Origin of the sequence: Pseudomonas putida (assembly GCF_050990305.1) — a bacterium.
GTDB lineage: Bacteria > Pseudomonadota > Gammaproteobacteria > Pseudomonadales > Pseudomonadaceae > Aquipseudomonas > Aquipseudomonas putida_AH.
The window spans coordinates 2901753-2924951 of sequence record NZ_CP158817.1; the positions used below are offsets into that span (position 1 = coordinate 2901753).

The following is a 23199-nucleotide window of genomic DNA, read 5'->3' on the forward strand; positions in this document are numbered from 1 at the left end:
TCGCTCCTACGGGTATTGATGACATACGCAATTCCTGCGTCCGGCTCTATACCCGTAGGAGCGAGGCTTGCCCGCGATGAGGCCCTCCCAGACACCCTCAAAGCTGGCTGATGTACGTCCCGGTCCCCTTGAGAATGTTCTGCAAGGTTTCTTCCACTTCCGCCAGATCGACCATGTCCGGGTTGAAGGTAATCTCCAGCACATCATCCCCATTCAACGCATCGGCATCCGCCGCTGCGATTTCGATCAGCAGGCGGGTAGGGCTCAGGGTCACTTTTACGCCATCGAGGGTCGACGGCTCGCCCTCGAGGGTAATTTCCAGCTCGTCCTCGTCTGGATAACGGCTCATCAGGAACATTTCACCCTTGTCGCTGTGGCAACAGAGCATGGCCATGTTGTCTTCTTCGTCATCGCACGGGTTGACGATCAAGAGGGCGGTGGTCATTTGCATGGGGAATTCCTGGCTCGAGGAGCGTAATGAAGGCGCACAAAATGCAATTCTGCCAGTCCCGGTGAATTTCTGCTCGCACGAGTGTCGAAGGACGTGATGTGGACGGCCAGTGTGTTGCAGATCATTTCTGGTACGGACGTGCCGTAAAACCGGACAGAAAACCGCCGTTTTGCCGCTCGCCTGCTAGTGTTATCCGATGCCCCACCCCCAAGCTGCATACCGATGACCGAATATGTCGCAGCATCGCAAGCACGGGCCTTGCCGCACTCGTTAAGCTGCGCAACGGATGTGCACCTGTAAAGGCATTGCGCTGCCAAAAGGCCAGTCGCTTTTGCAGATGCCCATTCACGGAAGGTGAATGTGACCAGAGTGTCTCGTCCAGCTTCACCCACCTGTCACCCTGTTTCCTCTGCCCGAGAATCAGGAGCAGGGTGACGGGTAGCCCCCAACAGGGGTTTTGCACGCGACGCTTCCATCAACAACAAGCCCAAGCGGAGTACCACAGATGGCGTTCTTCACCGCAGCCAGCAAAGCCGACTTCCAGCACCAACTGCAAGCGGCACTGGCGCAGCACATCAGTGAACAGGCACTGCCACAAGTGGCGCTGTTCGCTGAACAATTCTTCGGCATCATTTCCCTGGACGAACTGACTCAACGCCGGTTGTCCGACCTCGCTGGCTGTACCCTTTCTGCGTGGCGCCTGCTTGAGCGCTTCGATCACGCGCAACCGCAAGTGCGCGTCTTCAACCCCGATTACGAACGTCACGGCTGGCAGTCGACCCACACCGCGGTCGAAGTGCTGCACCATGACCTGCCGTTCCTGGTGGACTCGGTACGCACCGAGTTGAACCGTCGCGGCTACAGCATTCACACCCTGCAAACTACCGTGCTGAGCGTGCGTCGCGGCAGCAAGGGCGAGTTGCTGGAAATCCTGCCTAAGGGCACCCAGGGCGACGGCATTCTGAATGAATCGCTGATGTATCTGGAAATCGATCGCTGCGCCAATCCGGCCGAACTGAACGTGCTGACCAAAGAGCTGGAGCAGGTACTCAGTGAAGTGCGTGTCGCGGTCATCGATTTCGAACCGATGAAAGCCAAGGTCCAGGAAATCCTGACTGGCCTGGATAACAGCCGCTTCGCCGTCGATGCCGACGAAAAGAGCGAGATCAAGAGCTTCCTGGAATGGCTGGTGGGTAACCATTTCACCTTCCTCGGCTACGAAGAGTTCACCGTTACCGATGAGCCTGATGGCGGGCATATCAAGTACGATCAGAACTCGTTCCTCGGCCTGACCAAAACCCTGCGTACTGGCATGACCTACGATGACACGCGCATCGAAAACTATGCCGTGAACTACCTGCGCGAGCCGAAACTGCTCACCTTCGCCAAGGCCGCCCACCCAAGCCGCGTGCACCGTCCGGCGTATCCGGACTACGTGTCGATCCGTGAAATCGACGCCGATGGCAAGGTCATCAAGGAATGCCGCTTCATGGGTCTGTACACTTCGTCGGTGTACGGCGAGAGCGTGCGTTCCATTCCTTATATCCGTCGCAAGGTCGCGGAAATCGAACACCGTTCCGGCTTCCAGGCCAAGGCCCACCTGGGCAAGGAACTGGCTCAGGTGCTGGAGGTCCTGCCGCGCGACGACCTGTTCCAGACGCCGGTGGACGAGCTGTTCAGCACCGTGATGTCGATCGTGCAGATCCAGGAACGCAACAAGATCCGCGTGTTCCTGCGCAAGGACCCTTACGGTCGTTTCTGCTACTGTCTGGCTTATGTGCCGCGTGACATCTATTCCACCGAAGTGCGCCAGAAGATCCAGCAAGTGCTGATGGATCGCCTGAAAGCCTCGGATTGCGAATTCTGGACGTTCTTCTCCGAGTCCGTGCTGGCCCGCGTGCAACTGATCCTGCGCGTCGACCCGAAAAACCGCATCGACATCGACCCGCTTCAACTGGAAAACGAAGTGATCCAGGCCTGCCGCAGCTGGCAGGACGATTATTCGGCCCTGACGGTCGAAAGCTTCGGCGAAGCCCAGGGCACCAACGTACTGGCCGACTTCCCCAAAGGCTTCCCGGCCGGCTACCGCGAGCGTTTCGCTGCACATTCGGCCGTGGTCGACATGCAGCACCTGCTGAGCCTGAGCGAAAAAAATCCGCTGGTGATGAGCTTCTATCAGCCGCTGGGCCAGGTCTCCGGTCAGCGTGAACTGCATTGCAAGCTGTACCACGCCGACACCCCGCTGGCGCTGTCCGACGTGCTGCCGATCCTGGAAAACCTCGGCCTGCGCGTGCTGGGTGAGTTCCCGTACCGCCTGCGTCACACCAATGGCCGCGAGTTCTGGATTCACGACTTCGCGTTTACTGCCGCCGAAGGCCTGGACCTGGACATCCAGCAACTCAACGACACCCTGCAGGACGCGTTCGTCCACATCGTGCGTGGCGATGCCGAGAACGATGCGTTCAACCGCCTGGTGCTGACCGCCGGCCTGCCATGGCGCGACGTGGCGCTGCTGCGTGCCTACGCCCGCTACCTGAAGCAGATCCGCCTGGGCTTCGACTTGGGTTACATCGCCAGCACCCTGAACAACCACACCGATATCGCTCGCGAACTGACCCGGTTGTTCAAGACCCGTTTCTACCTGGCACGCAAGCTGAGCAGCGATGACCTCGAGCAGCGTCTGGAACACGCGATCCTGACTGCTCTGGACGATGTTCAGGTACTCAACGAAGACCGCATCCTGCGTCGTTACCTGGACCTGATCAAGGCGACCCTGCGTACCAACTTCTACCAGACCGACGCCAACGGTCAGAACAAGTCGTACTTCAGCTTCAAGTTCAACCCGCACCTGATCCCGGAACTGCCAAAACCTGTTCCGAAATTCGAGATCTTCGTTTACTCGCCACGGGTCGAAGGCGTACACCTGCGCTTCGGCAACGTCGCTCGCGGCGGTCTGCGCTGGTCCGACCGTGAAGAAGACTTCCGTACCGAAGTCCTGGGCCTGGTAAAAGCCCAACAAGTGAAGAACTCGGTGATCGTGCCGGTGGGGGCCAAGGGTGGTTTCCTGCCGCGTCGCCTGCCATTGGGCGGCAGCCGGGATGAGATCGCGGCCGAAGGCATTGCCTGCTACCGCATCTTCATTTCGGGGCTGCTGGACATCACCGACAACCTGAAAGACGGTGCGCTGGTTCCGCCGGCCAACGTCGTGCGTCATGACCAGGATGACCCGTACCTGGTGGTGGCCGCGGACAAGGGCACGGCAACCTTCTCCGACATCGCCAACGGCATCGCCATCGACTACGGCTTCTGGCTGGGCGACGCGTTCGCCTCCGGTGGTTCGGCGGGTTACGACCACAAGAAAATGGGCATCACCGCCAAGGGCGCGTGGGTCGGCGTACAGCGCCACTTCCGCGAGCGCGGGATCAATGTTCAGGAAGACAGCATCACAGTGGTCGGCGTCGGCGACATGGCCGGTGACGTGTTCGGTAACGGCTTGCTGATGTCCGACAAGCTGCAACTGGTCGCCGCGTTCAACCACCTGCACATTTTCATCGATCCGAATCCGGACCCAGCGACCAGCTTCGCCGAGCGTCAGCGCATGTTCGACCTGCCACGTTCGGCGTGGTCGGATTACGACACCAGCATCATGTCCGAAGGCGGCGGGATCTTCTCGCGCAGCGCGAAGAGCATCGCGATTTCCCCGCAGATGCAAGAGCGTTTTGACATCAAGGCCGACAAACTGACCCCGACCGAACTGCTGAACGCCTTGCTCAAGGCTCCGGTGGATCTGCTGTGGAACGGCGGTATCGGTACCTACGTCAAGGCCAGCAGCGAAAGCCACGCCGATGTCGGCGACAAGGCCAACGATGCACTGCGCGTGAACGGCAACGAACTGCGCTGCAAAGTGGTGGGCGAGGGCGGTAACCTGGGCATGACCCAGTTGGGTCGTGTGGAGTTCGGCCTCAATGGCGGCGGTTCCAACACCGACTTCATCGACAACGCCGGTGGTGTGGACTGCTCCGACCACGAAGTGAACATCAAGATCCTGCTGAACGAGGTGGTTCAGGCCGGCGACATGACCGACAAGCAACGCAACCAGTTGCTGGCGAGCATGACCGACGAAGTCGGTGGCCTGGTGCTGGGCAACAACTACAAGCAGACTCAGGCACTGTCCCTGGCGGCCCGTCGTGCTTATGCGCGGATCGCCGAATACAAGCGCCTGATGAACGACCTGGAAGGCCGCGGCAAGCTGGATCGCGCCATCGAGTTCCTGCCGACCGAAGAGCAACTGGTTGAACGCGTTGCCGAAGGTCACGGCCTGACCCGTCCAGAGCTGTCGGTGCTCATTTCCTACAGCAAGATCGACCTCAAGGAGCAGCTGCTGGGCTCCCTGGTGCCGGACGACGACTACCTGACCCGCGACATGGAAACCGCTTTCCCGCCGACCCTGGTGAGCAAGTTCTCCGAAGCCATGCGCTGTCACCGTCTGAAGCGCGAGATCGTCAGCACCCAGATCGCCAACGATCTGGTCAACCACATGGGCATCACCTTCGTTCAGCGACTCAAGGAGTCGACGGGCATGAGCCCGGCGAACGTGGCCGGCGCCTACGTGATCGTGCGTGACATTTTCCATCTCCCGCACTGGTTCCGTCAGATCGAAAACCTGGACTACAAGGTTTCCGCCGACGTGCAACTGGAGCTGATGGACGAGCTGATGCGCCTGGGCCGTCGCGCCACGCGCTGGTTCCTGCGTGCCCGCCGCAACGAGCAGAACGCTGCCCGTGACGTCGCGCATTTCGGTCCGCACCTGGCGGCATTGGGCCTCAAGCTCGACGAACTGCTCAGTGGCGAGATCCGCGAGACCTGGCAGACCCGTTATCAGGCGTATGTCGCCGCCGGTGTGCCGGAGTTGCTGGCGCGCATGGTTGCAGGCACTACTCACCTGTACACCCTGCTGCCGATCATCGAGGCTGCCGACGTGACTGGCCAGAACCCTGCGGACGTGGCCACGGCCTACTTCGCCGTGGGCAATGCATTGGACATCACCTGGTACATTCAACAGATCAGTGCATTGCCGGTTGAAAACAACTGGCAAGCCCTGGCCCGTGAAGCGTTCCGCGATGACGTCGACTGGCAGCAACGTGCGATCACCATCTCGGTCCTGCAACAGGGCGATGGCACTCAGGACGTGGAAACACGCCTGGCCCAATGGATGGCCCAGCACGAAAGCACCATCGAGCGCTGGCGCTCCATGCTGGTGGAAATCCGCGCCGCCAGCGGCACGGACTACGCCATGTACGCGGTGGCTAACCGTGAGTTGCTGGACGTGGCGTTGAGCGGACAAGCGGCAGTACCTGTCGCTGCCGCCGCCGACGAGCTGGAACTGGTCGACTGATCAGGCGTTGAATGAAAAAGCCCCGCATTGAAAGATGCGGGGCTTTTTTTCGCCTGATGGTTTTGTGTTGCTTATTCGGGCCTCTTCGCGGGCAAGCCTCGCTCCTACGGGTTAGTGGCGGGCACAAAATATGCGAACGCTCCAACTCCGTAGGAGCGAGGCTTGCCCGCGAAGAGGCCATCGGGATCAATACAACTTTCTGCCTGTTTGACTATCAATCATCGACACTTTCTCTGTCGGTCTGGCCAATAAATTACTGAGCGACTGGTCAAACTTTTGCAGGGCCCTAACTTGTACATTCTGCTGTTCGTTTATATCGGCAACAATCTCTTCGCTGCGCTTGAAGTCTGCCCAGACTGGGCTGAGTGCCTTGGCATCCCGGCCTTGCGCCGAACCGATGTAATTGAGATTGCGGTCGTAAAAGTGCGCACTGACATCCGCTTCAATATCCGAACTGCGCGACGTTATGAGTTGGCTGCGGGTATCGACCACCGCGATGACATCCGGTTTGGCCGCCTTCAGGCTTTGCATGTCCGGGTACACCGTGACCGAACCGAACTGCCGTTGCAGGGAGGCCTTGACCCCGTCTACTGCCATATCAGGGTTGGAGGTGGAGACGTAGGCGTCATGGATCGACTGCACCAGCAGACTTTGACCGAAGCCGGTGCCTGCATTGGCCTGGTAGTCCTGGAGATAGGCGCGATTGGTCTGGGTATTACGGCTATACACGACGCCCAGGGAGACATTGCTGCCGTTGGGTATTCGGGTTGCATTGCTGCGGCCCACCGGTTGGCTGAAGATACCGTCCAGCGAAGACACCGCCGAAGGTGCCGTGGGAATCGAGCAGCCGGTTAACAAAGCCGTTATCGTTAACGTACTGACAAGTGCAAGTTTCATGGTGTTTCTCCAGTGAAACAACATCAGTCGGAAGTTAATTGCCGGAGATAACCGGCAGTGGCTCCAGACTAAACCTGGAAGGACGGAAGAAAATAGCCAATATCCGTGTTTATCAGATGGCCCATAGTTTTGTTTGCTGTAATGAAGTGCGGTTAATTGCCCGGAGAAATAAAAAGGCCCGATTTGAAGTTTCGAGCCTTTTTATTTATGGCTACCGCTTCAGCGATCAGTTTTTCAAGGGGACCAACACTTTTTCGTCGGGCGATAACACCATGAATACCAGCAACTTGGCCGGCGCGGTGGCGCTGGCATTTTTTGAAACCAGATGCTCGGAACCGGCTGCTTCGTACCAGAATTCGCCTGCCTTGTAGGTCACTTCTTTTTCGCCTTTTACCTGAGAGGTGATGGACCCCTCCAGGACGTAAGCCATGGCGGTTCCGTCGTGTTTGTGGGCAATCGACGATTGGCCGGGCTCGTAATCTACCTCGATCATCAGGGCTTTTTTGCCTGGGACGTTTTTCAGCATTTGGTCCTGCAAGACCGTGACTTTTTCCGACGGGTCATGGGCAAATGCGGCAGTGGGAATAACCAGGGCCAAGGCAACAAGAGGAGCGGCACAGCAGCGCAATACATTCATGATTCATCACCTGCGATGGGTTAGGGGTCAGGAATCAATCTAGTGCGCGAGGGTGTGTAATCAAACAGCCAATATTCGGGAAGGTCAGGTGACCAATTGGCGCCACGTTCCCTGTAGGAGCGAGCTCGCTCGCGATGGACTCAAGACCACCGCGTTTATCCAGGTAACACGCGTAATCGTTGACGACCATCGCGAGCGAGCTCGCTCCTACAGGGGGGCACTCAGCGGATCGGAAAACTGTTGAAGTCGACGGCATTGGCCAGTTGGCAATCGATCAGGTCGATGAAGCCTTGCACCTCGGGGCTGTTGAAGTGAGCTTGCATGGCCGCTTCCGATTGCCAGTGGGCGCTGACAGTCCAGCGATTACTGTCCTCAGGGCAGCGGTCGACCATATAGGAGTCACAGCCCGGTGTTTCGCGCAGGGTGTCGACAATCTTTTGCAGTTGCTTACCCAGGTCTTCCGAGCGGCCGGCGACGGCCTGCACCATTACGGTATTGATCACTTGGTAGGACATTGGCTCACACTCCTGAATCAGGCCGGACGAATCCTGCTCATTGAGGGATAACGCCTATGCAGGATAGGCCTGCACCTTCGGACCACCAATAGCCAATCGCCGGATAAAGCCGCAGTCCAATCCTTCAGGTGACCTGCTGCAATATGTCTCGAAGACGGTCCAGGGCGATGTCGATGTCCAGGGTTTCAATGGCGCCAAAGCCCATGAGGAACCCGGATTGCGGGGCCTGCTGATAAAAAAAGCTGTCGATGGCGTAGAGTCCGACTTCAACTTTTTTCGCCAACTCAATCACCAGTGGCACGTCGATCGGCACTTTGCACATGATCACCATGTGGAAACCGGCCTTGGTCGGCACCGCCTCAAACCATGGCGAGAGATCGCCAGCCACGCGCGCCAGGATCCGCTCGCGCCGGCCTGCATAGATCGTATGGCAGCGTCGAATGTGCTTGAGCAGGCAACCTTCAGCGATGAATTTGGCCAGCGCCCATTGGGGCAGGGTGGAGGTGTGCAGGTCGGTCAATTGTTTGGCGCGAACCACTGCTTCGAGGATGGCAGGGGGCAGGATCGCATAACCCAGGCGCAGCTCCGGCAGCAGCGTTTTCGAAAAGGTCCCGACGTAGGCGACGATCCCACGCTCATCCATGCTTTGCAGCGAGTCCGTGGGTCGGCCTTCGTAGCGAAATTCGCTGTCGTAGTCATCCTCGATGATGATCGCGCCCAGCTCATGGGCCTTGGCCAGCAGCGCCACCCGCCGTTCCTGGCTCATGGACATGCCCAGGGGGAACTGGTGCGAAGGGGTGACGTAAATTAGCCGCGTGCCGAGAGGGATCTTGTCCACCTGCATACCCTCGGCATCCACCGGGACGCCAATCACCGTGGCGCCGTGGGTGCCGAACAGCAGGCGTGCTGGCGGATAACCGGGGTCTTCCATCGCCACGATACTGCCGGGGCGTGTGATCACGCGGGAGATCAGGTCCAGGGCCTGCTGGGCACCGTTGCACACCACCACATCTTCATCCTGGCAATTGACCCCGCGGGAAAACGCAATGTGCCGCGCGATGGCATTGCGCAGCGCTGGAAGACCTTCAGCCTGGCTGTAAAAGCCTTTGGACGCGGCGATCTGGCGCAAGGCGTGGGAGGTGCAGCGTCGCCAATCGTCCTGGGGAAACTGGCCCTTGCTGGTGGCACCGCCGATAAAGTCATAACGCAGCGAGCCTTCCAGTGTCGGGTGGCGCAGGAACACCGGCAGATTGCGCCAGGATTCGATCACCTCGAAACCGGCCAGATCGTCATGGCCCTGCTTGCGCTCGACTTTCGAAGTCCGGGCGTTGACGTAGGTGCCTTTGCCGATCACTCCGGTGAGGAAGTTTTCGTAGGTCAGTTGGGCGTAAGTGTCGGAAATGGTCTTGCGGGAAATGCCCAACTGCTCGGCCAGCAATCGGGTGGGCGGGAGCTGCGTCCCTGCTGCAAGGCGGCCCGATTCGATGGCACTGCGCAGTTGGTTGTACAACTGACCCGCCAGGTCCTTGCGGCCGTGGATGACAACATGTAGTTCCATACCGGCAAGCTCCTGCGGCGGATAACCTTGTTCGCGGTGTGCGTGGCGCAAGATTAGCCGGATTCGTCGGCTGGGATGAAGTTGCCTAAAAAAAAAACGGCGGATTGGACTAGTGGCCGCTGGTGCGCTGTTTTTCCGTGGAATTGGCTCTGGCATCACACGGCGCTTGTGCCAAGCTTTGATCAGTCACTCGATTCGATAGGCCTGCCATGAACCCTCGACTGGATTATTACAGCGCTTCGCCGAAGGCGATGAAAGCGATGATTGCCATGGAGGCGCTGACCAGCAGTTTGAGCATCGAACCGGCGTTGCTGCACCTGATCAAGATCCGCGCGTCACAGCTCAACGGCTGCGCATTCTGCACCGACATGCATTCGGTGGACGCCCGGCGCCTCGGCGAAACCGACCGGCGCCTGTATTCCATCGTGGTCTGGCGCGACAGTAACTTCTTCAACCCGCGCGAGCGTGCCGCCCTGGCCTGGACCGAGGCGGTGACACTGCTGTCGGAAAGTCACGTGCCGGATGCCATTTTTGATGAGGCGCGAGGGCAATTCAGCGAAGAGGAACTGGTGGACTTGACCCTGGCCGTTTCCACCATCAACAGCTGGAATCGCCTGGCCGTGAGTTTTCGGCAAAGCCCCAGCACCTGAGCCTGTCTGATCTACGCAGCTTTGTAGGAGCGATGCTTGCTCGCGATGGACGTCAATATCATCGCGGGCTGTCTGAATGATCGCGTTGTTTGGGCTTTTTTCGCGAGCATGCTCGCTCCTACAGAACAGCGCATGGACCTGAGAGACTGTCACACCCGCTTCATGAACCATGCGCAGGATGGAATCCCCACCGATAGATCGACAGGGAGTCATCGATGCCATTCATGGAATCCACCGGCCAGCAGCGTCTGGCCGAGTACCGCGCACCTCTCGATAAAATAGCGTCCTGGCGCACCCGCGCAGGGGAGATCGACCCGTTGCTGGCGCAGAGTTTCAGCGTCAGCGCCCGTTGTGGTTGCTACATGCAGGCGGCCCGCAGGCTCAATATCAAGGCGACGTTGTTGCGCAAGCAATTGGCGCAGCTAGAAGCGCACTTGCAGTGTTCTCTGTTCAGCCCTTCGGACAATGGCCTTGTTCTCAGTCGCGATGGGCTGCAATTGCAGTCGCAGCTGATTGCACTGGCCCACGAACGTGACCTGCCGGTGATTGAACAACCACTGGTGCGCGTGGCCATCGCCGAGTCGATCCTGCACGACATCCTCGGTCGCGATCTGGTGGCGTTGTTGCGACGTAACGCCAGTGTGCGTCTGGACATCATCACCCTCGACAGCGAATTGTCCTTGCAAGCGGTCAGTGCTGATGTGGTGGTGTGGCTGACAGGCACCGATTTGCCGCAGCCTGGCCCGAGTTTCGCCACCAGCGAGCCTCGACCGCTGGCGCGGATCGATTATCTGCCGCACATCGCCAAGCGCTATTCACGGGTCGCTACGCGTCCAGACAGTCTCGACGGCCTGGCGGATTTCATGTTGGTGCAATGGCAGCATGACCGTCAGATCGAGAGTTTCCGTCCATGGCACGATTTGTTGGACCAGCGCCTGGCAGGCGTCGTGCAGCTGCACGCCTATGGGTTGATGCAGGAGATGATCCGTTGCAGCGGGTGCATCGGCTTGTTGCCTGCTTACATGAGCCGCTTGGATCGCGGATTGATCGGGTTGCCGGATCTGTTCAGCCAGCCCATGCAGCGTCAGGTGTGGATGGCGGTGAATGCCCAAACCCAGGCCGAGTCGCAGGTACTGATGCTGGCAGAGTTGATCCAGAACACCTTCGACGAGCGTCGGGAGTGGTTCGACGCCTGACCCGGTTCCAGGTGTGACCGACCCACCTGTGGGAGCGGGCTCGCCCGCGATAGCGGCGTCACAGGCAACATTGTTGTCGCCTGGCATACCGCTATCGCTGGCAAGCCAGCTCCCACAGGGGTCTCGCCAGGCTGGCGGGCGGTGTTGTAGATTCAACGACCATGCTGCCTCAAGGATGAATTACCCATGCCCGTCACTGAGCCTGTCATCACCCTCGAACGCCTCAATGAATCCCACATTGAAGGGATCACCGCGCTTTACCACGAACCGGCCGTATTGCGTCAGACGCTGCAAATGCCGTTTCTATCTTCCGAAATCTGGCGTAAACGTCTGGCAGCGTACGACGAGCGAGTCGTTCAGCTGGTGGCGCTGCATCAAGGCGCCGTCATCGGCAGTATCAGCCTGGAGCAGTTTTCACGTATCCGCCGCAGCCATGCCGGCAGCTTTGGCATGGGGGTTGCGCGGGCGTGGCAGGGCAAGGGCGTCGGCTCGAAGCTGTTGGCAACAGCGCTCGATATTGCCGACAACTGGATGAACCTGCGGCGCGTCGAACTGACTGTGTATGCCGACAACGAAGCCGCCATCGGTTTGTATCGAAAATTCGGTTTCGAAACCGAAGGGGTGTTGCGTGACTACGGGCTGCGTGAGGGGCGGTGGGTCGATGTCTTGAGCATGGCGCGCCTGCACTCCATGCCCCAATGATTGACTGAACTGTAGGCGCTGGCGAAGGCTGCGATCTGTTGATCTTGTTGTTTAAAATCAAAAGATCGCAGCCTCGTTGCACTCGACAGCTCCTACAACGAATGCGCCGGGGGCAGTGATTGTGGCGAGGGGATTTATCCCCGTTGGACTGCGCAGCAGTCCCCTTTTCAGGGCCGCTTCGCGACCCAACGGGGATAAATCCCCTCGCCACACGCTCATTCCTACACAGAGCTGGTGAATCATTTCAATGCCGGATCGCCCATGTTCATCTTCTTCCAGCCCTGCAGCAGCACCTGGGCCTTGGGCTCTTTCCCGTTGTTGAGGTAGTACTGGATCAGCGCCAAACGGGCATTGCGGTTGGTGGGGTCTACCTTCAGCAATCGCTCAAGCTCTTCACACGCCTCATCTACCTTGCCGCTGTCGTGCAGCGCCACCGCCAGCACGTAACCGTATTGCGCGGTCTGAGGTTCCAGTTGCGCGGCTTTGTGCAGGAAGGGCATGGCTTGTGCGGATTTGCCCGCACGGACCAGTGACAAGCCCTGAGTGTGTTGCAGCAGCGCGGCATCCGGGTGTTGCTTCAGACTTTGCGCGAGCAGTGCCTGAGCCTCCTGACTGCGGCCATTGGCTTCCAGCCATTGCACCAGTGTCACCAGCGCCGGGTAGAAATCCGGATCACGCTGGATCGCGGTGCGCAACAGACCTTCGACCTCGCCACTGCGGCCATCGGCTTGATAGAGCATGGCCAGGTTGAGGTTGGCTTCGGCCCGTTCGGCGAGGCTCTTTTGCACGGCCTCGTATTCGGCGATGGCGCTGTTCCAGCTGTCCTGGGCATTGCCCAGTGCATTCCGCGTGCTGAGCAAGTCCCGCGCGGCCGCGATGCGCACAGCCTTCACCGGATCGTTCAGCAAGGGTGCCAGCAGCGGCGCACGCTCCGGTGGAGGAACGAAGGCACTCACCGCGTGCACGGCGCTTTCACGGACCTGCGGGGCCGGATGGCCCAGGTCCTTGGTGGCCAGTTTCAGTGCTTGTTCGCTCGGGTAGGCCGGCAACTCTGCGAGCAGGGTCGCCCGTTGAATGGCCGGCAAGTTGCTGCGTTGCAGCTGCTCGTACAACGCCTGCGCCGCGCCCGCCTGGCCGTTGCGGATCAGCCACAGACTCTCGTCGTAACGTGGCGCTTGTGCGGTGTTGGTATTGGCTGTGTTCCAGAGCTTGAACTGCTCAGTGACCTTATCGCCGGCCTTGCCCTGATGGCAGGTGAGGCAAGCATCCGGCGTACCGAGTTTTGCAGCGCGTTCGGGATTGGGGATGCTGAAGCTGTGGTCATGCCGGAAGTCGTTGCCCATGTAGAACTTGCCGGGCATGTGGCAATCCACGCACTGCGAGCCCGGCTGGCCCATGGTGTGGCGGGTGTGTTCGATGGAATCGTAGTTCTTCGCTTGCAGGCCCTTGCCATCGACGCCTTCCACCGTCGTCTTGCCGGCGGTGTTGTGGCATTGCAGGCAGACGCCGTTGCCCGGTGCCTTGAGCTGGGTGCTGTGGGGGTTGTGGCAATTGCTGCAGCGCACGCCCTTGTCGAACATTTTACTTTGAGCAAAGGAGCCGTGTTCGAACACCTCATCCTTGATCTTGCCGTCCAGAGCGTACAGCTCGCGGGTCAGGGGGCTGGGCAGGTAATCGTCCATCAGGCGCTTGCCGACGGTAAAACCATCGCCCAGTGGCGCGCGGCGGGAATGGCAGCGGGCGCAGGTTTCGATTTCGACGGTGGCGTTCTTGTCCTTGAGGTCGACGGCAAAACCGGCATGGATCAGGTCGGTCTTTTTCGCCGTCCATTCCAGGTGGTTGGACGCCGGACCGTGGCAAGCCTGGCAGCCGACCCCGAGGCTGTTCCACTGGCTGTCGAAGGTGTTTTTTGCGGTATCGAAATTGCGCTTGTAGCCAGTGGTGTGGCACTCGACGCACATGAAGTTGGCGTTCTGGCTTGGCTTGCTCCAGTGCAGCGGGTCCTTGAAGGTCACGCCTTGGCCCGGATACAGGTGAAACCAGCGATGTTTTTCGGTATCCCAAGCCACGCCCAGGGCTTGCAAGCGACCGTCGCCGACCTCGATCAGGTATTGCTGCAACGGCGCGATGCCAAAGGTGTAGGCGACCTTGAAGTCGGCGTTCTTGCCGTCGATGCCGGGGGTGTTGACCCAGAAGCCGTCGTCTTTGCGCGAGAAACGGGTGGTTTCGTTCTCAGCCTTGAAGGTCACGTTGTTGAAGTCGCCGAGCATCGTTTCGGTGCTGGCCTCCTGCATCGCCAGCTGGTGATGGGAGCCTTGCCAGTCCTTGACCTGGGCACTGTGGCAGCCTTGGCATTGTTGCTCGTCGACCATTTTCGCCGGTGCCATGGCAACCGGTTGGGGTGCTGGCTTGACGGGTTGAACGACGGGGGCTGTCGCCGGCGCGTAGGGCACGGGAGCCGGTTGGCTGGCGAACAGAAACCAGCCGATGCCCGCGACAGCCAGGAGCAGGATGCCGATGGTGACGGGGAACAGGTAACGGTTAATCAGGGTGGGTTGCGAATCAGGGTTTTGGGTTAGCGCTTTGTTTTTATGTGTCGGCATTACGACTTCCGTAGTCAAGGTACGCGTTCATGCTCAATGCAGCTTTGTCAGATGTTATACACCTGTCAAATGCCGATATCCCTCTGTAGGAGCGAGCATGCTCGCGATAGACGTCAACGATGATGCGGGAAACCAGGCACCCCGTGGTGTTCTTGAGTCCATCGCGAGCATGCTCGCTCCTACAAGTAACAAGATGGTTCGCCGGTTACTCCCCGACAAACCACCGGTAATACGGATTGCCTCCATCCCCGGCCATGACCTCGCGGATATCACGCCCCCAGGCATCACGGTCGCCGTCATAGGCATGCAGGCTCGCCCGATAGAACTGCATCAGGCGTTGGCGGTGTGCATTCATGCGCTCATTGAAGCTGGCGTCGGCATTGAGCAGCGGCGGGGCGATGTGCAGGTCCAGCAGCGCCGGCAACACCCGGGTGATTTCCTTGGCCCGGACCCACGGCGCGTATTCGATGCGCGGTTGATCATCGGTCACCGGTTGCGCGTTGCCAGCGAAGCGTTCCAGGCCGGCGCGATCGGTCACCCAGGTCGCGAGTAGCGCGGGGGCCGAACCGATACCGACATCCTGCAAGGTGCTGCGCACGCTGTCCTGCTGGAAGCGTTGGCTGATTTTTGCAGCATCCAGTTCAATCGGTTCCAGCGAGCCCACCAGCAGCATCTCGTGGAACTCGCTGGTCCACACGTTGGCGTAGGGGAAGACATCGAGGAAGCTGCGCACCAGTGACCGCGAGTCGTCAATGTTCTGGGTTGGCAGCGGCAGCCACTGGGCGACCAGCCCCTGTTTCTGCAAGCGACTGGCGGCCAATTGGTAGAAGTCCCGGGAGTACAGGTTGACCACGCCGGCCGCGGAGGGTGGTGGCGGCTCCAGGGTGATCAGGTCATAACGCTGTGGATTGCGCAGCAGCTCCTGACGACCGTCACGCAGGCGTACATCGACGTTTGGGTCGGCGGCGGCATTAAAGTTGCCCTTGAACAGCGGCGCGGCCTTGACCACTGACGGCAGCAATTCGGCGACGACGCGGTGCTCCAACCCCGGATAACGGGTCAAGGCGCCGGCCGTGATGCCAGTGCCGAAGCCGATCACCAGCGCCGAACGCGGTTCACCGTTGTGGATCAGCAGCGGCAGCAGCGCCTGGATGCGCATGTAGCGCAGGGACGGCATGGCGTCGCCGGTGTTCGAGACGCCCTGGATATACAGACGCTGAAAGGCCTTTTGTCCCTTGCCCTGGGTGACCACGGCGACAGTGCCGCCGCGCCCTTCCTCGTAAAAGGCCAGGGTCGCGTTGCGCGCGCCGGGCAACAGGCTGGCCAGCTTGTCCACCGGGGTCAGCAGGGCCACGGCCACAGACAGCAGACCGATCGCAACCACACCCTGACGCCGGCCTTTCTTGACCCCATGACCTTTGCGCACCGCCAGGTAAGCGATCCCGGCGGCGATGATTGCCAGCAGCCCTAGCGTCCGCACCAGCCCCAGCAGCGGGATCAGCACAAAGCCGCAGAGCATCACGCCGATGATCCCGCCCAGGGTATTGAACGCCACCACCTCACCGACGTTGCGCCCCACATGGTCGCGCCCGACGCTCAAGCGCAAGGCCACGGGAAACGCTGCACCCAACAGCACGGTTGGCACGAACACAATGCTCAAGGCCGCCACCGCAAAGCGTGCGCTCATGCCCGCCAGCTCACTGGCGCCCAGCGACAGGACCCAGGCTTCGACCACGCTTTGCGCGACGACCAGCCAGCGCCCGAGCAAGGCAATTTCCAGCAATGCGATCAGCCCGGCGCCGGCAATCAGCAAACCGAAAACGCCCCAGGGATCGCGCAGGCGATCGACCCGGCGAGCGAGCAAGGCACTGCCCAGGAAAAGCCCGGTGAGGTAGGTCGCCAATACCACGGCGAAGGCATAGGTGCGGGTGCTCATGAACTGCACGATCGATTGCGACCAGACCACCTCGTAGCCCAGCGCCACACCACCGGCAATCGAATACAGCCACAGCGCCAGGCGATCCGGTGCCTTGTCGGCATGATGCTTGGCGTGTGCGTCGACCGGCAGCGGACGCTGGCGCTGGAACCACAGGGCGCCGGCGGCGGCCAGCAGGTTCAGCATCGCGGCGGCCAAGGCGCTGCCACGCACGCCCAGGGTGGCAATCAACACGAAGGCGGCGAGCAGGGTGCCGGCGATGGCGCCTGCGGTGTTGGCCGCATACAGGTGACCCCCGGCCTTGCCCAGTTGCTGTGGGTCGCTTGCCAGGGAACGAACCAATACCGGCAGGGTGCCGCCCATCAGCAGCGCGGGAACACCCACCAGCGCAAACGGCAACACCCAGGCCAGTAGCCCGACCTGTTGTTCCAGCCAGGCAAACGGGCTGGCCGCCAGGCTCATGGCGAAGGTCGCGCCGACTCCGAGCACCGCCACCAGCACTTCCAGCCCGGCATACAGCAGGACCGGTTGCTGCAAGCGGTCGGCCCAGCGGCCAAACAACAACCCACCGAGGGCCAGGCCGGCAAAGAACGCGCTGATCCCGGTGGTGATGGCGTAGACCTCGACACCGACGACCAACGACAGCTGCTTGATCCACAGCACCTGATACACCAGCGCGGCGGCACCGGAGACAAACAGTAACAGGGCGGGGATCAACAACGCCGGGGAGGCGACATGGTGGGCAGGTATGGCCGACGACTTACTGGCGACACGTGAGGACATAGGTTCGTTGCCTTGCACAGAATAAGAATTAGACACAGAACATTGTAGGAGCCGGCTTGCTGGCGAAGGCGGTGTATCAGACGCCATCCTGTTGACTGGACTACGGTCATCGCCAGCAAGCCGGCTTCTACAAGTGTTGTGTTTGCATCCTGGAATAAGTCCGCTCGCCGGTGAGGGCGAGCGGCGGTCTAGCGGTGTTACTTGGCGTTTTTCATTTTTTCATCGATTTTCTTGTCAACTTCCGCACGGATCTGGTCGATGCTGAAGCTGGCTGGTTTCTGGCTAGGTGGGTACTCGACGAAGGTCTGCAGGAATTCCGCAGATTTTTTCACGCCATTGAAAATCAGGTAGTCGTTCTTGGTCAGCCAATCATAGTACTGGTCGGACACGACGTCGGCCCGCTCGTAAGGGTCCATACGCAGGTTGAACAGTTTAGGCACTCGCAGGCAGACAAAAGGTTCGCTCCAGACTTTCAGGCCACCGGGTGCGCGTTGCTCACAGAAGACAATCTTCCAGTTGTCGTAACGCATGCCCACCAGGTCACCGTCATCGCTGAAATAGAAGAACTCGTTGCGCGCACTCTTGTCGGTCTTGCCAGTCAGGTAGTCCAGCTGGTTGTAACCGTCGAGGTGCACCTTGAAGTTCTTCCCGCCGACATCAGCGCCCTTGAGCAGACGGTCCTTGATGTCAGTATCGCCGACAGCCGCCAACAAGGTGGGGAACCAGTCCAACCCGGAGAACATCTGGGTCGACACTTCACCCGGTTTGACGTGGCCCGGCCAGCGGATCATCGCCGGTACCCGGAAAGCCCCTTCCCAGTTCGAGTTTTTCTCGTTGCGGAACGGCGTGGTCGCCGCATCTGGCCAGGACCATTGGTTCGGGCCGTTGTCGGTGGTGTAGACCACGATGGTGTTGTCGGTGAGCTTCAGGTCATCCAGGGTTTTGAGCAGCTTGCCCACGTCGCCGTCATGCTCAAGCATGCCATCGGCATACTCGTTGCCGAGCATGCCGCTCTGGCCTTGCATGGATTCACGCACGTGAGTGAAGGCGTGCATGCGGGTGGTGTTCATCCAGACGAAGAACGGTTTGTCCGCCTTGGCCTGTTTCTCGATGAACGCCTGGGCCGCCGCCGTGGTTTCGTCGTCGATGGTTTCCATGCGCTTTTTGTTCAGCGGGCCGGTGTCTTCGATCTTGCCATCGGCGAAGCTGTGGATCACGCCGCGAGGCGAGGCCGCCTTGACGAACGCCGCATCGTCCTTCGGCCAGTATGGGCGTTCGGGTTCCTCTTCGGCATTGAGGTGGTAGAGGTTGCCGAAGAACTCGTCGAAACCGTGGTTGGTGGGCAGGTATTCGTCCTTGTCCCCCAAGTGGTTCTTGCCGAATTGACCCGTTGCATAACCCTTGGCCTTGAGTGCCTGGGCAATGGTCACGTCCCGTGCCTGCAAACCTACCGGTACGCCCGGCATGCCCACCTTGGACAGACCTGTACGCAGTGCGGACTGCCCGGTGATGAAGGTCGAACGACCGGCCGTGCAGCTGTTCTCCGCGTAGTAGTCGGTGAACATCATGCCTTCTTTGGCAATCCGGTCGATGTTGGGGGTCTTGTAGCCGACCACGCCGAAAGAGTAGGCGCTGATGTTGGTCTGGCCGATGTCGTCGCCGAAAATAACAAGAATGTTGGGCTTATCGGCGGCCCCGGCGGTGGCCGAGAACGCCATGACCGAAGCCGCCAGCAAGGCCGCCTTCGGTATCCACTTGCGTATGCCAGTCATATGACTTGCTCCTTTTGCTCACTTGCGTCGCTTGCTGCGACAACGGTTCGTTGCGGTCCTGCTTTACGCTTTTTTATTGCACTTGCTCGGTTTTGGCTGCGTCGAAGGGGTAGATCCGCCGCCATTCGGCAGCCATGTCGACCACGGTCCAGCCACGGGTTTTTGCTTCGTCCAGGGCTTTGTCCAGGCGACCGATACTCGATTCGCGGTCGTAAGCCCATTCGCGTTTGGCATCGGTGTGATGCACCAAGCCCATGAATCGTTTGCCCGCTCCAGCGGCGGTCCACTGCAGCATTTGCTGGTCGCCGTCGGAGTTGCCGAAGGCCAGTATCGGTCGACGGCCGATTACGTTGTCGATGCTCACCGGTTTGCCCGGTCCGTCGTCGTTGTGGGCCAGTTTCGGCGTGCGCAAGATCGACGCCTTGCCATCCTTGTAGTCAAACGTCGTGACAAACGTAGTGCCGATCACCTGCTCCGGCGGAATGCCGTAGACCTTTTCGGCGAAGGCGCGCATGAAACCGGTTTCGCCACCGGACACGATGTAGGTCTTGAAGTCCTGGCTGCGCAGGTAGTCGAGCATTTCCAGCATCGGCTGGAAGATCATCTCGGTGTAAGGCTTACCGGTTTTCGGATGACGGGCCTGGCTCAGCCAGGTCTTGGCGTAATCGTCGAAGGCCTCGGTGGACATGCCGCTGTGGGTCGCGGCGACGATTTTCAGCAAGCCGTCCATGCCGGTGGCGGCCAGGGCCTTGTGGTCGTTTTCCAATACGGCCTTGAACGGCTGGGTGGTTGTCCATTCCGGGTGCTGCGCCGCAGTGCGCTTGACTTCGTCAAGGGCGAACAGCAACTCGAAGTACATCGGCTGTTCGCTCCACAAGGTGCCGTCGTTATCGAATACGGCGATGCGGTCCTCGGGTTTGACGAAGTCCTTGCTGCTCTGATCGGTCACGGCTTGGACGAACTCGATGATGTTCTTTTTCGACGGGCCGTCGTTCCACGAGGGCAACGGCTCGGCCGCCTGGACCAGCAGTGGCAGACTCAGCGCCAACGTCAGCAAAAACTTCAATCCATGATGCTGGCGGATCGATATCGGGTTCGTCATGGGAAATCCTTCTCGTGAACGGGGTTGAGCGGTCGCAGTGCGGGAGCGATTGATTCTCTATTGCGCTCGACCTGACTATGCAGCGTAGCCAAGGATTGCTTGAGTTCTAGTAAAGCGTGATCTTTGGTGGGTTCACCGCCGTAACAGGCACGCAACAGGGCTTGCAGGCGTGGGCCGAGGCCGATCAGTTTCAAGCCTTTGCGACTGCGGCGGGTCCAGAGGTAGAGGGCGCTTAATTGCGGCGGTTGAGCGTCCAGCTGTGGCGGAATTTGCTGCCAGGCGTAGTCGGCCGATTGCAGCCAGGCCAGGTGCCGGGCACGTCGCCGGGCCTGCCAGCCGAGGTATGCGCGATGAACCAGTGGCCGTGCAAACCAAACGAGCAGTGCCGCGCCCAATAGCAGCGCCAACAGTCCAACGACAAACCCCGACAGGTGCAGACGGTTTTGCTGGCCGAGCTTTTTCAGGTCTTCGGTGATCGAGAAGACTGGGCGATTGGCGCTATTGGCCACGGCGTCGAATTCCACGGCGGGGACTTGTGCGATACGAGTCTGTTGGCTGCCGGTGTCCCACCACTTCACTTCGATGGCTGGCAAGCTGTAGTGGCCTTCGTGGTCGATTCGGTACGTGACGCTGTCGATGCGTTGCCCACCGGTGAAGTGGCCGCGACCGTCGTCCAGGGTGCTGACCTGCGGGTTTTTCGGGTAACCGCTCAGGCCGCGGACATCGCCCAGTGTTGGCGTCGGCAACGACATGGCCAGGGCGCCATCGGCTTGCAGGGTCAATTGCCGGGTAAGGCTGTCGCCGACTTTCAATGGCGTGGTCGGTTTGATGAGGTTCTGGGTGAAACGCAATCCCTGCGCCACCAGGACCGGCTCACCAGGTTTGAACCCTGGCGGTTGCGTCGCTGTGAAATGCAGCGATTGGCTTTGCGCACTCAACTCGGTGGTGGCCTGACCTGGGGTCGCACGAACGGTCAGCGCAGGAATGTCAAAACCTTGGGCCACATTTGGCGTGATCAGGTAGCTGAAGCGCATGCCGCTGAACGACTTGCCATCGAGTCTCTGATTCAAGTGTTCGGCATGGCCGTCCGGAGGCATGATCAGCGCCCCTGGCAGTTTCAGGTCGGGCAGGGCGGGGGCGTCGGTGAACCAGGTGTCGGTGAGGATGTCGAGTTGCAGTTGGACAACACTGCCGACCATGGGGGTGGTGGCGGGTTGCAGGGTGGCCTGGACTCGCAGTTCGGGTTCGGCGGCTAGGGTGCAGGTGGAGATCAGACATATGAACAAGATGCAGAGTTTTGCGGTGATTGAACTGACGCTTTCGCGAGCAGGCTCGCTCCCACAGGGGGCTTGCGGTGAATGCGAATCCCTTGTGGGAGCGAGCCTGCTCGCGATGGCCGCGACGCGGTCTATGAGACTGATCATGGCTTGGCCCCCGCCTGATCCTGCAAACTGAACTTCTGTTTGAGGAATTTCGCCGGCGATGTGCTCAGGTTCTGCAACCATTGCTCATCCGACGTCGCCTGTTGGGTCACCAGGGATTTGCTCTGGCCCTTGCCCGGCGCCTTGTCCATTTTGATCTCGTCGGGCTTGGTTTCCGGGGCATTCTCCTCCGCACTTTCGGTGTCTTTCTGCAAGGCGATGGCCAGAGCGAGGTTGGCCGTGGCTTCGGGGAATTGCGGTTGCAGTTTGAGCGCTTGGGTATAGGCCGCGATGGCCTGGTCGAACTTGAAGCGACGCACATAAATGTTGCCCAGGTAGAAATACGCCTGGGGAGTTTGCAGGCGCGCGAAGCTGGCCAGCGCCAGATCGAAATCGGCCGCGTTGTAGGCGGCGATGCCTTTCCAGTAAGGGTCGACAAAATGCGCGGCGGCTTGCGGGAAGTGTTCATGTTCAAAGGCCCAGCGTCCCTGCTGGTCTGGGGTGAAAAAGGCGTCAGTCAGGGCATTGGCCTGTGCCGGGGCCGGCTGCATGCCCAGGCCGATCGCCAACAGCAATCCGGGCATCCAGTTCAGGCTCCAGCCCTTGCGCACACTGAAGAAGGCAAGCAACAGCAGTGGCCAGCACAGCCAATAACCGGCGTCCTTCCAGTGCAATTCCCGTTGCTCGTCGCTGGCACTCTGGAAATGTTGCTGGGCGTGCAGATCGACCCAGTCCAGATCGTCGTCGTTGAGCGTCAGGCTACCCAGTGGTGCATCCAGTGCCGATGCCAGCTGCTTGAGCGCTGCCTGATCGAAACTGCCCAGTTCCGGACGTCCGTTGCTGTCGGTACGCGGCTGGCCGCTGGCGTCGCGGATAATCCCGCCGTCTTCGTTACCGACGGCCAGGATCAGCACTTGCAGGTCACTGTCGTCCAATCGTTTGTCCAGGCCAGCCAGCGCCGAAGTGTCGGCACCGTCGGTGACCAGCAGCAGGGTGCCGGGGGATTTTTCGGCGGCCAGCAGGCGCTTGGCCTGATCGATGACGGCACCGACATCCTTTCCCGGCTTGTCGATCAAGTTAGTCGCCAGGGCCTGGATAAAGGTGTCGAGCAAGGCCGGGTCGTCGGTCGGCGGCAGCACCAGGTGCGCGCTGCCGGCGTAGGCAATCAGGGCATTGCGCGCGCCGGCACGATGCTGGATCAGGTCGTGCAGCTTGTGCTTGGCCGCTTCCAGGCGCGATGGCTGTATATCGGTGGCATCCATCGAAGGCGACAGGTCCATGGCGATGATCAACGGTGCACGGTTTTCCAGAAAATCCGGTCGATCCTGCTCCCAGGTCGGCCCGGCGGCGGCCAGCGCACCCACGATCAACACGGCGCACACCAGGTGCACCGGACGCAGCCACTGGCGATCCTCTGGCGTGATCAGCAGGTGCGGCAGCAAATGTTCGGCAATGTTGCCGCGCAGGCGCCGTTGCAGGTCGCGACTGCGGCGCCACAGCAGGGGCAGCAGGGCGGCGAAGGGCAGCAGTAACAGCCAGAGCGGTCGCAGGAAGTGGAAGTCGCTGAGATTGATCTCCATT

At 60.2% G+C, this 23199-nt stretch carries 15 protein-coding genes; 4 read left to right on the top strand and 11 right to left on the bottom strand.

Features of this window, described 5'->3' with window-relative positions; translation table 11 throughout:
- Nucleotides 1-97 precede the first annotated feature (97 nt).
- Nucleotides 98-451, bottom strand: coding sequence for a hypothetical protein (locus ABTV22_RS13295; RefSeq protein WP_433740754.1), 354 nt, complete (start codon nt 449-451; stop codon nt 98-100).
- Between the two features lie 505 nt (nt 452-956).
- Between ABTV22_RS13295 and ABTV22_RS13300 the strand changes: the two genes are divergently transcribed.
- Nucleotides 957-5846 (top strand): NAD-glutamate dehydrogenase, encoded by a 4890-nt coding sequence (locus ABTV22_RS13300; RefSeq protein WP_433740756.1) that lies wholly within the window; start codon nt 957-959, stop codon nt 5844-5846.
- Between the two features lie 186 nt (nt 5847-6032).
- On the opposite strand, the gene ABTV22_RS13305 is transcribed toward ABTV22_RS13300, so the two are convergent.
- The 4 genes from ABTV22_RS13305 to ABTV22_RS13320 form a co-directional block, all read right to left on the bottom strand.
- On the bottom strand, nt 6033-6743 hold the full coding sequence (locus ABTV22_RS13305) for an ATPase (RefSeq protein ID WP_433740758.1): 711 nt from the start codon (nt 6741-6743) through the stop codon (nt 6033-6035).
- Between the two features lie 226 nt (nt 6744-6969).
- Nucleotides 6970-7380 carry a cupin domain-containing protein gene (locus ABTV22_RS13310; protein ID WP_433740760.1) on the bottom strand — a complete coding sequence of 137 codons (411 nt, stop codon included), beginning with the start codon at nt 7378-7380 and terminating at the stop codon, nt 6970-6972.
- A gap of 221 nt (nt 7381-7601) precedes the next feature.
- Nucleotides 7602-7895, bottom strand: coding sequence for an antibiotic biosynthesis monooxygenase family protein (locus ABTV22_RS13315; RefSeq protein WP_433740762.1), 294 nt, complete (start codon nt 7893-7895; stop codon nt 7602-7604).
- A 124-nt stretch (nt 7896-8019) separates the two neighbouring features.
- Nucleotides 8020-9453, bottom strand: a complete 1434-nt coding sequence (locus tag ABTV22_RS13320; RefSeq protein WP_433740763.1) for a PLP-dependent aminotransferase family protein — start codon at nt 9451-9453, stop codon at nt 8020-8022.
- A gap of 209 nt (nt 9454-9662) precedes the next feature.
- Here ABTV22_RS13320 and ABTV22_RS13325 point away from each other — a divergent pair, with 209 nt between their 5' ends.
- The 3 genes from ABTV22_RS13325 to ABTV22_RS13335 all read left to right on the top strand — a co-directional run bounded on the left by ABTV22_RS13325 (nt 9663) and on the right by ABTV22_RS13335 (nt 12001).
- Nucleotides 9663-10103: a carboxymuconolactone decarboxylase family protein gene (locus tag ABTV22_RS13325; RefSeq protein ID WP_433740765.1), complete on the top strand. Its 441-nt coding sequence runs from the start codon at nt 9663-9665 to the stop codon at nt 10101-10103.
- Between the two features lie 215 nt (nt 10104-10318).
- Complete coding sequence (locus tag ABTV22_RS13330) at nt 10319-11299, top strand: LysR family transcriptional regulator (protein ID WP_433740767.1); 981 nt, start codon at nt 10319-10321, stop codon at nt 11297-11299.
- Between the two features lie 186 nt (nt 11300-11485).
- The gene (locus ABTV22_RS13335) at nt 11486-12001 is read left to right on the top strand and encodes a GNAT family N-acetyltransferase (RefSeq protein WP_433740768.1); all 516 of its coding nucleotides are present in this window, start codon (nt 11486-11488) and stop codon (nt 11999-12001) included.
- Nucleotides 12002-12240: 239 nt separating this feature from the next.
- On the opposite strand, the gene ABTV22_RS13340 is transcribed toward ABTV22_RS13335, so the two are convergent.
- From ABTV22_RS13340 to ABTV22_RS13365, 6 genes are all read right to left on the bottom strand, one after another.
- Nucleotides 12241-14604 carry a tetratricopeptide repeat protein gene (locus tag ABTV22_RS13340; RefSeq protein ID WP_433740770.1) on the bottom strand — a complete coding sequence of 788 codons (2364 nt, stop codon included), beginning with the start codon at nt 14602-14604 and terminating at the stop codon, nt 12241-12243.
- A 205-nt stretch (nt 14605-14809) separates the two neighbouring features.
- The gene (locus tag ABTV22_RS13345) at nt 14810-17323 is read right to left on the bottom strand and encodes a fused MFS/spermidine synthase (RefSeq protein WP_433740772.1); all 2514 of its coding nucleotides are present in this window, start codon (nt 17321-17323) and stop codon (nt 14810-14812) included.
- A 197-nt stretch (nt 17324-17520) separates the two neighbouring features.
- Nucleotides 17521-19095 (bottom strand): arylsulfatase, encoded by a 1575-nt coding sequence (locus ABTV22_RS13350; protein WP_433740774.1) that lies wholly within the window; start codon nt 19093-19095, stop codon nt 17521-17523.
- A gap of 73 nt (nt 19096-19168) precedes the next feature.
- Complete coding sequence (locus ABTV22_RS13355) at nt 19169-20197, bottom strand: HAD family hydrolase (RefSeq protein WP_433740776.1); 1029 nt, start codon at nt 20195-20197, stop codon at nt 19169-19171.
- Complete coding sequence (locus tag ABTV22_RS13360) at nt 20194-21621, bottom strand: hypothetical protein (protein WP_433740778.1); 1428 nt, start codon at nt 21619-21621, stop codon at nt 20194-20196. The genes ABTV22_RS13355 and ABTV22_RS13360 overlap by 4 nt, the downstream gene beginning before the upstream one ends.
- Nucleotides 21618-23198 carry a VWA domain-containing protein gene (locus ABTV22_RS13365; RefSeq protein ID WP_433740779.1) on the bottom strand — a complete coding sequence of 527 codons (1581 nt, stop codon included), beginning with the start codon at nt 23196-23198 and terminating at the stop codon, nt 21618-21620. The genes ABTV22_RS13360 and ABTV22_RS13365 overlap by 4 nt, the downstream gene beginning before the upstream one ends.
- Nucleotide 23199: the final 1 nt, after the last annotated feature.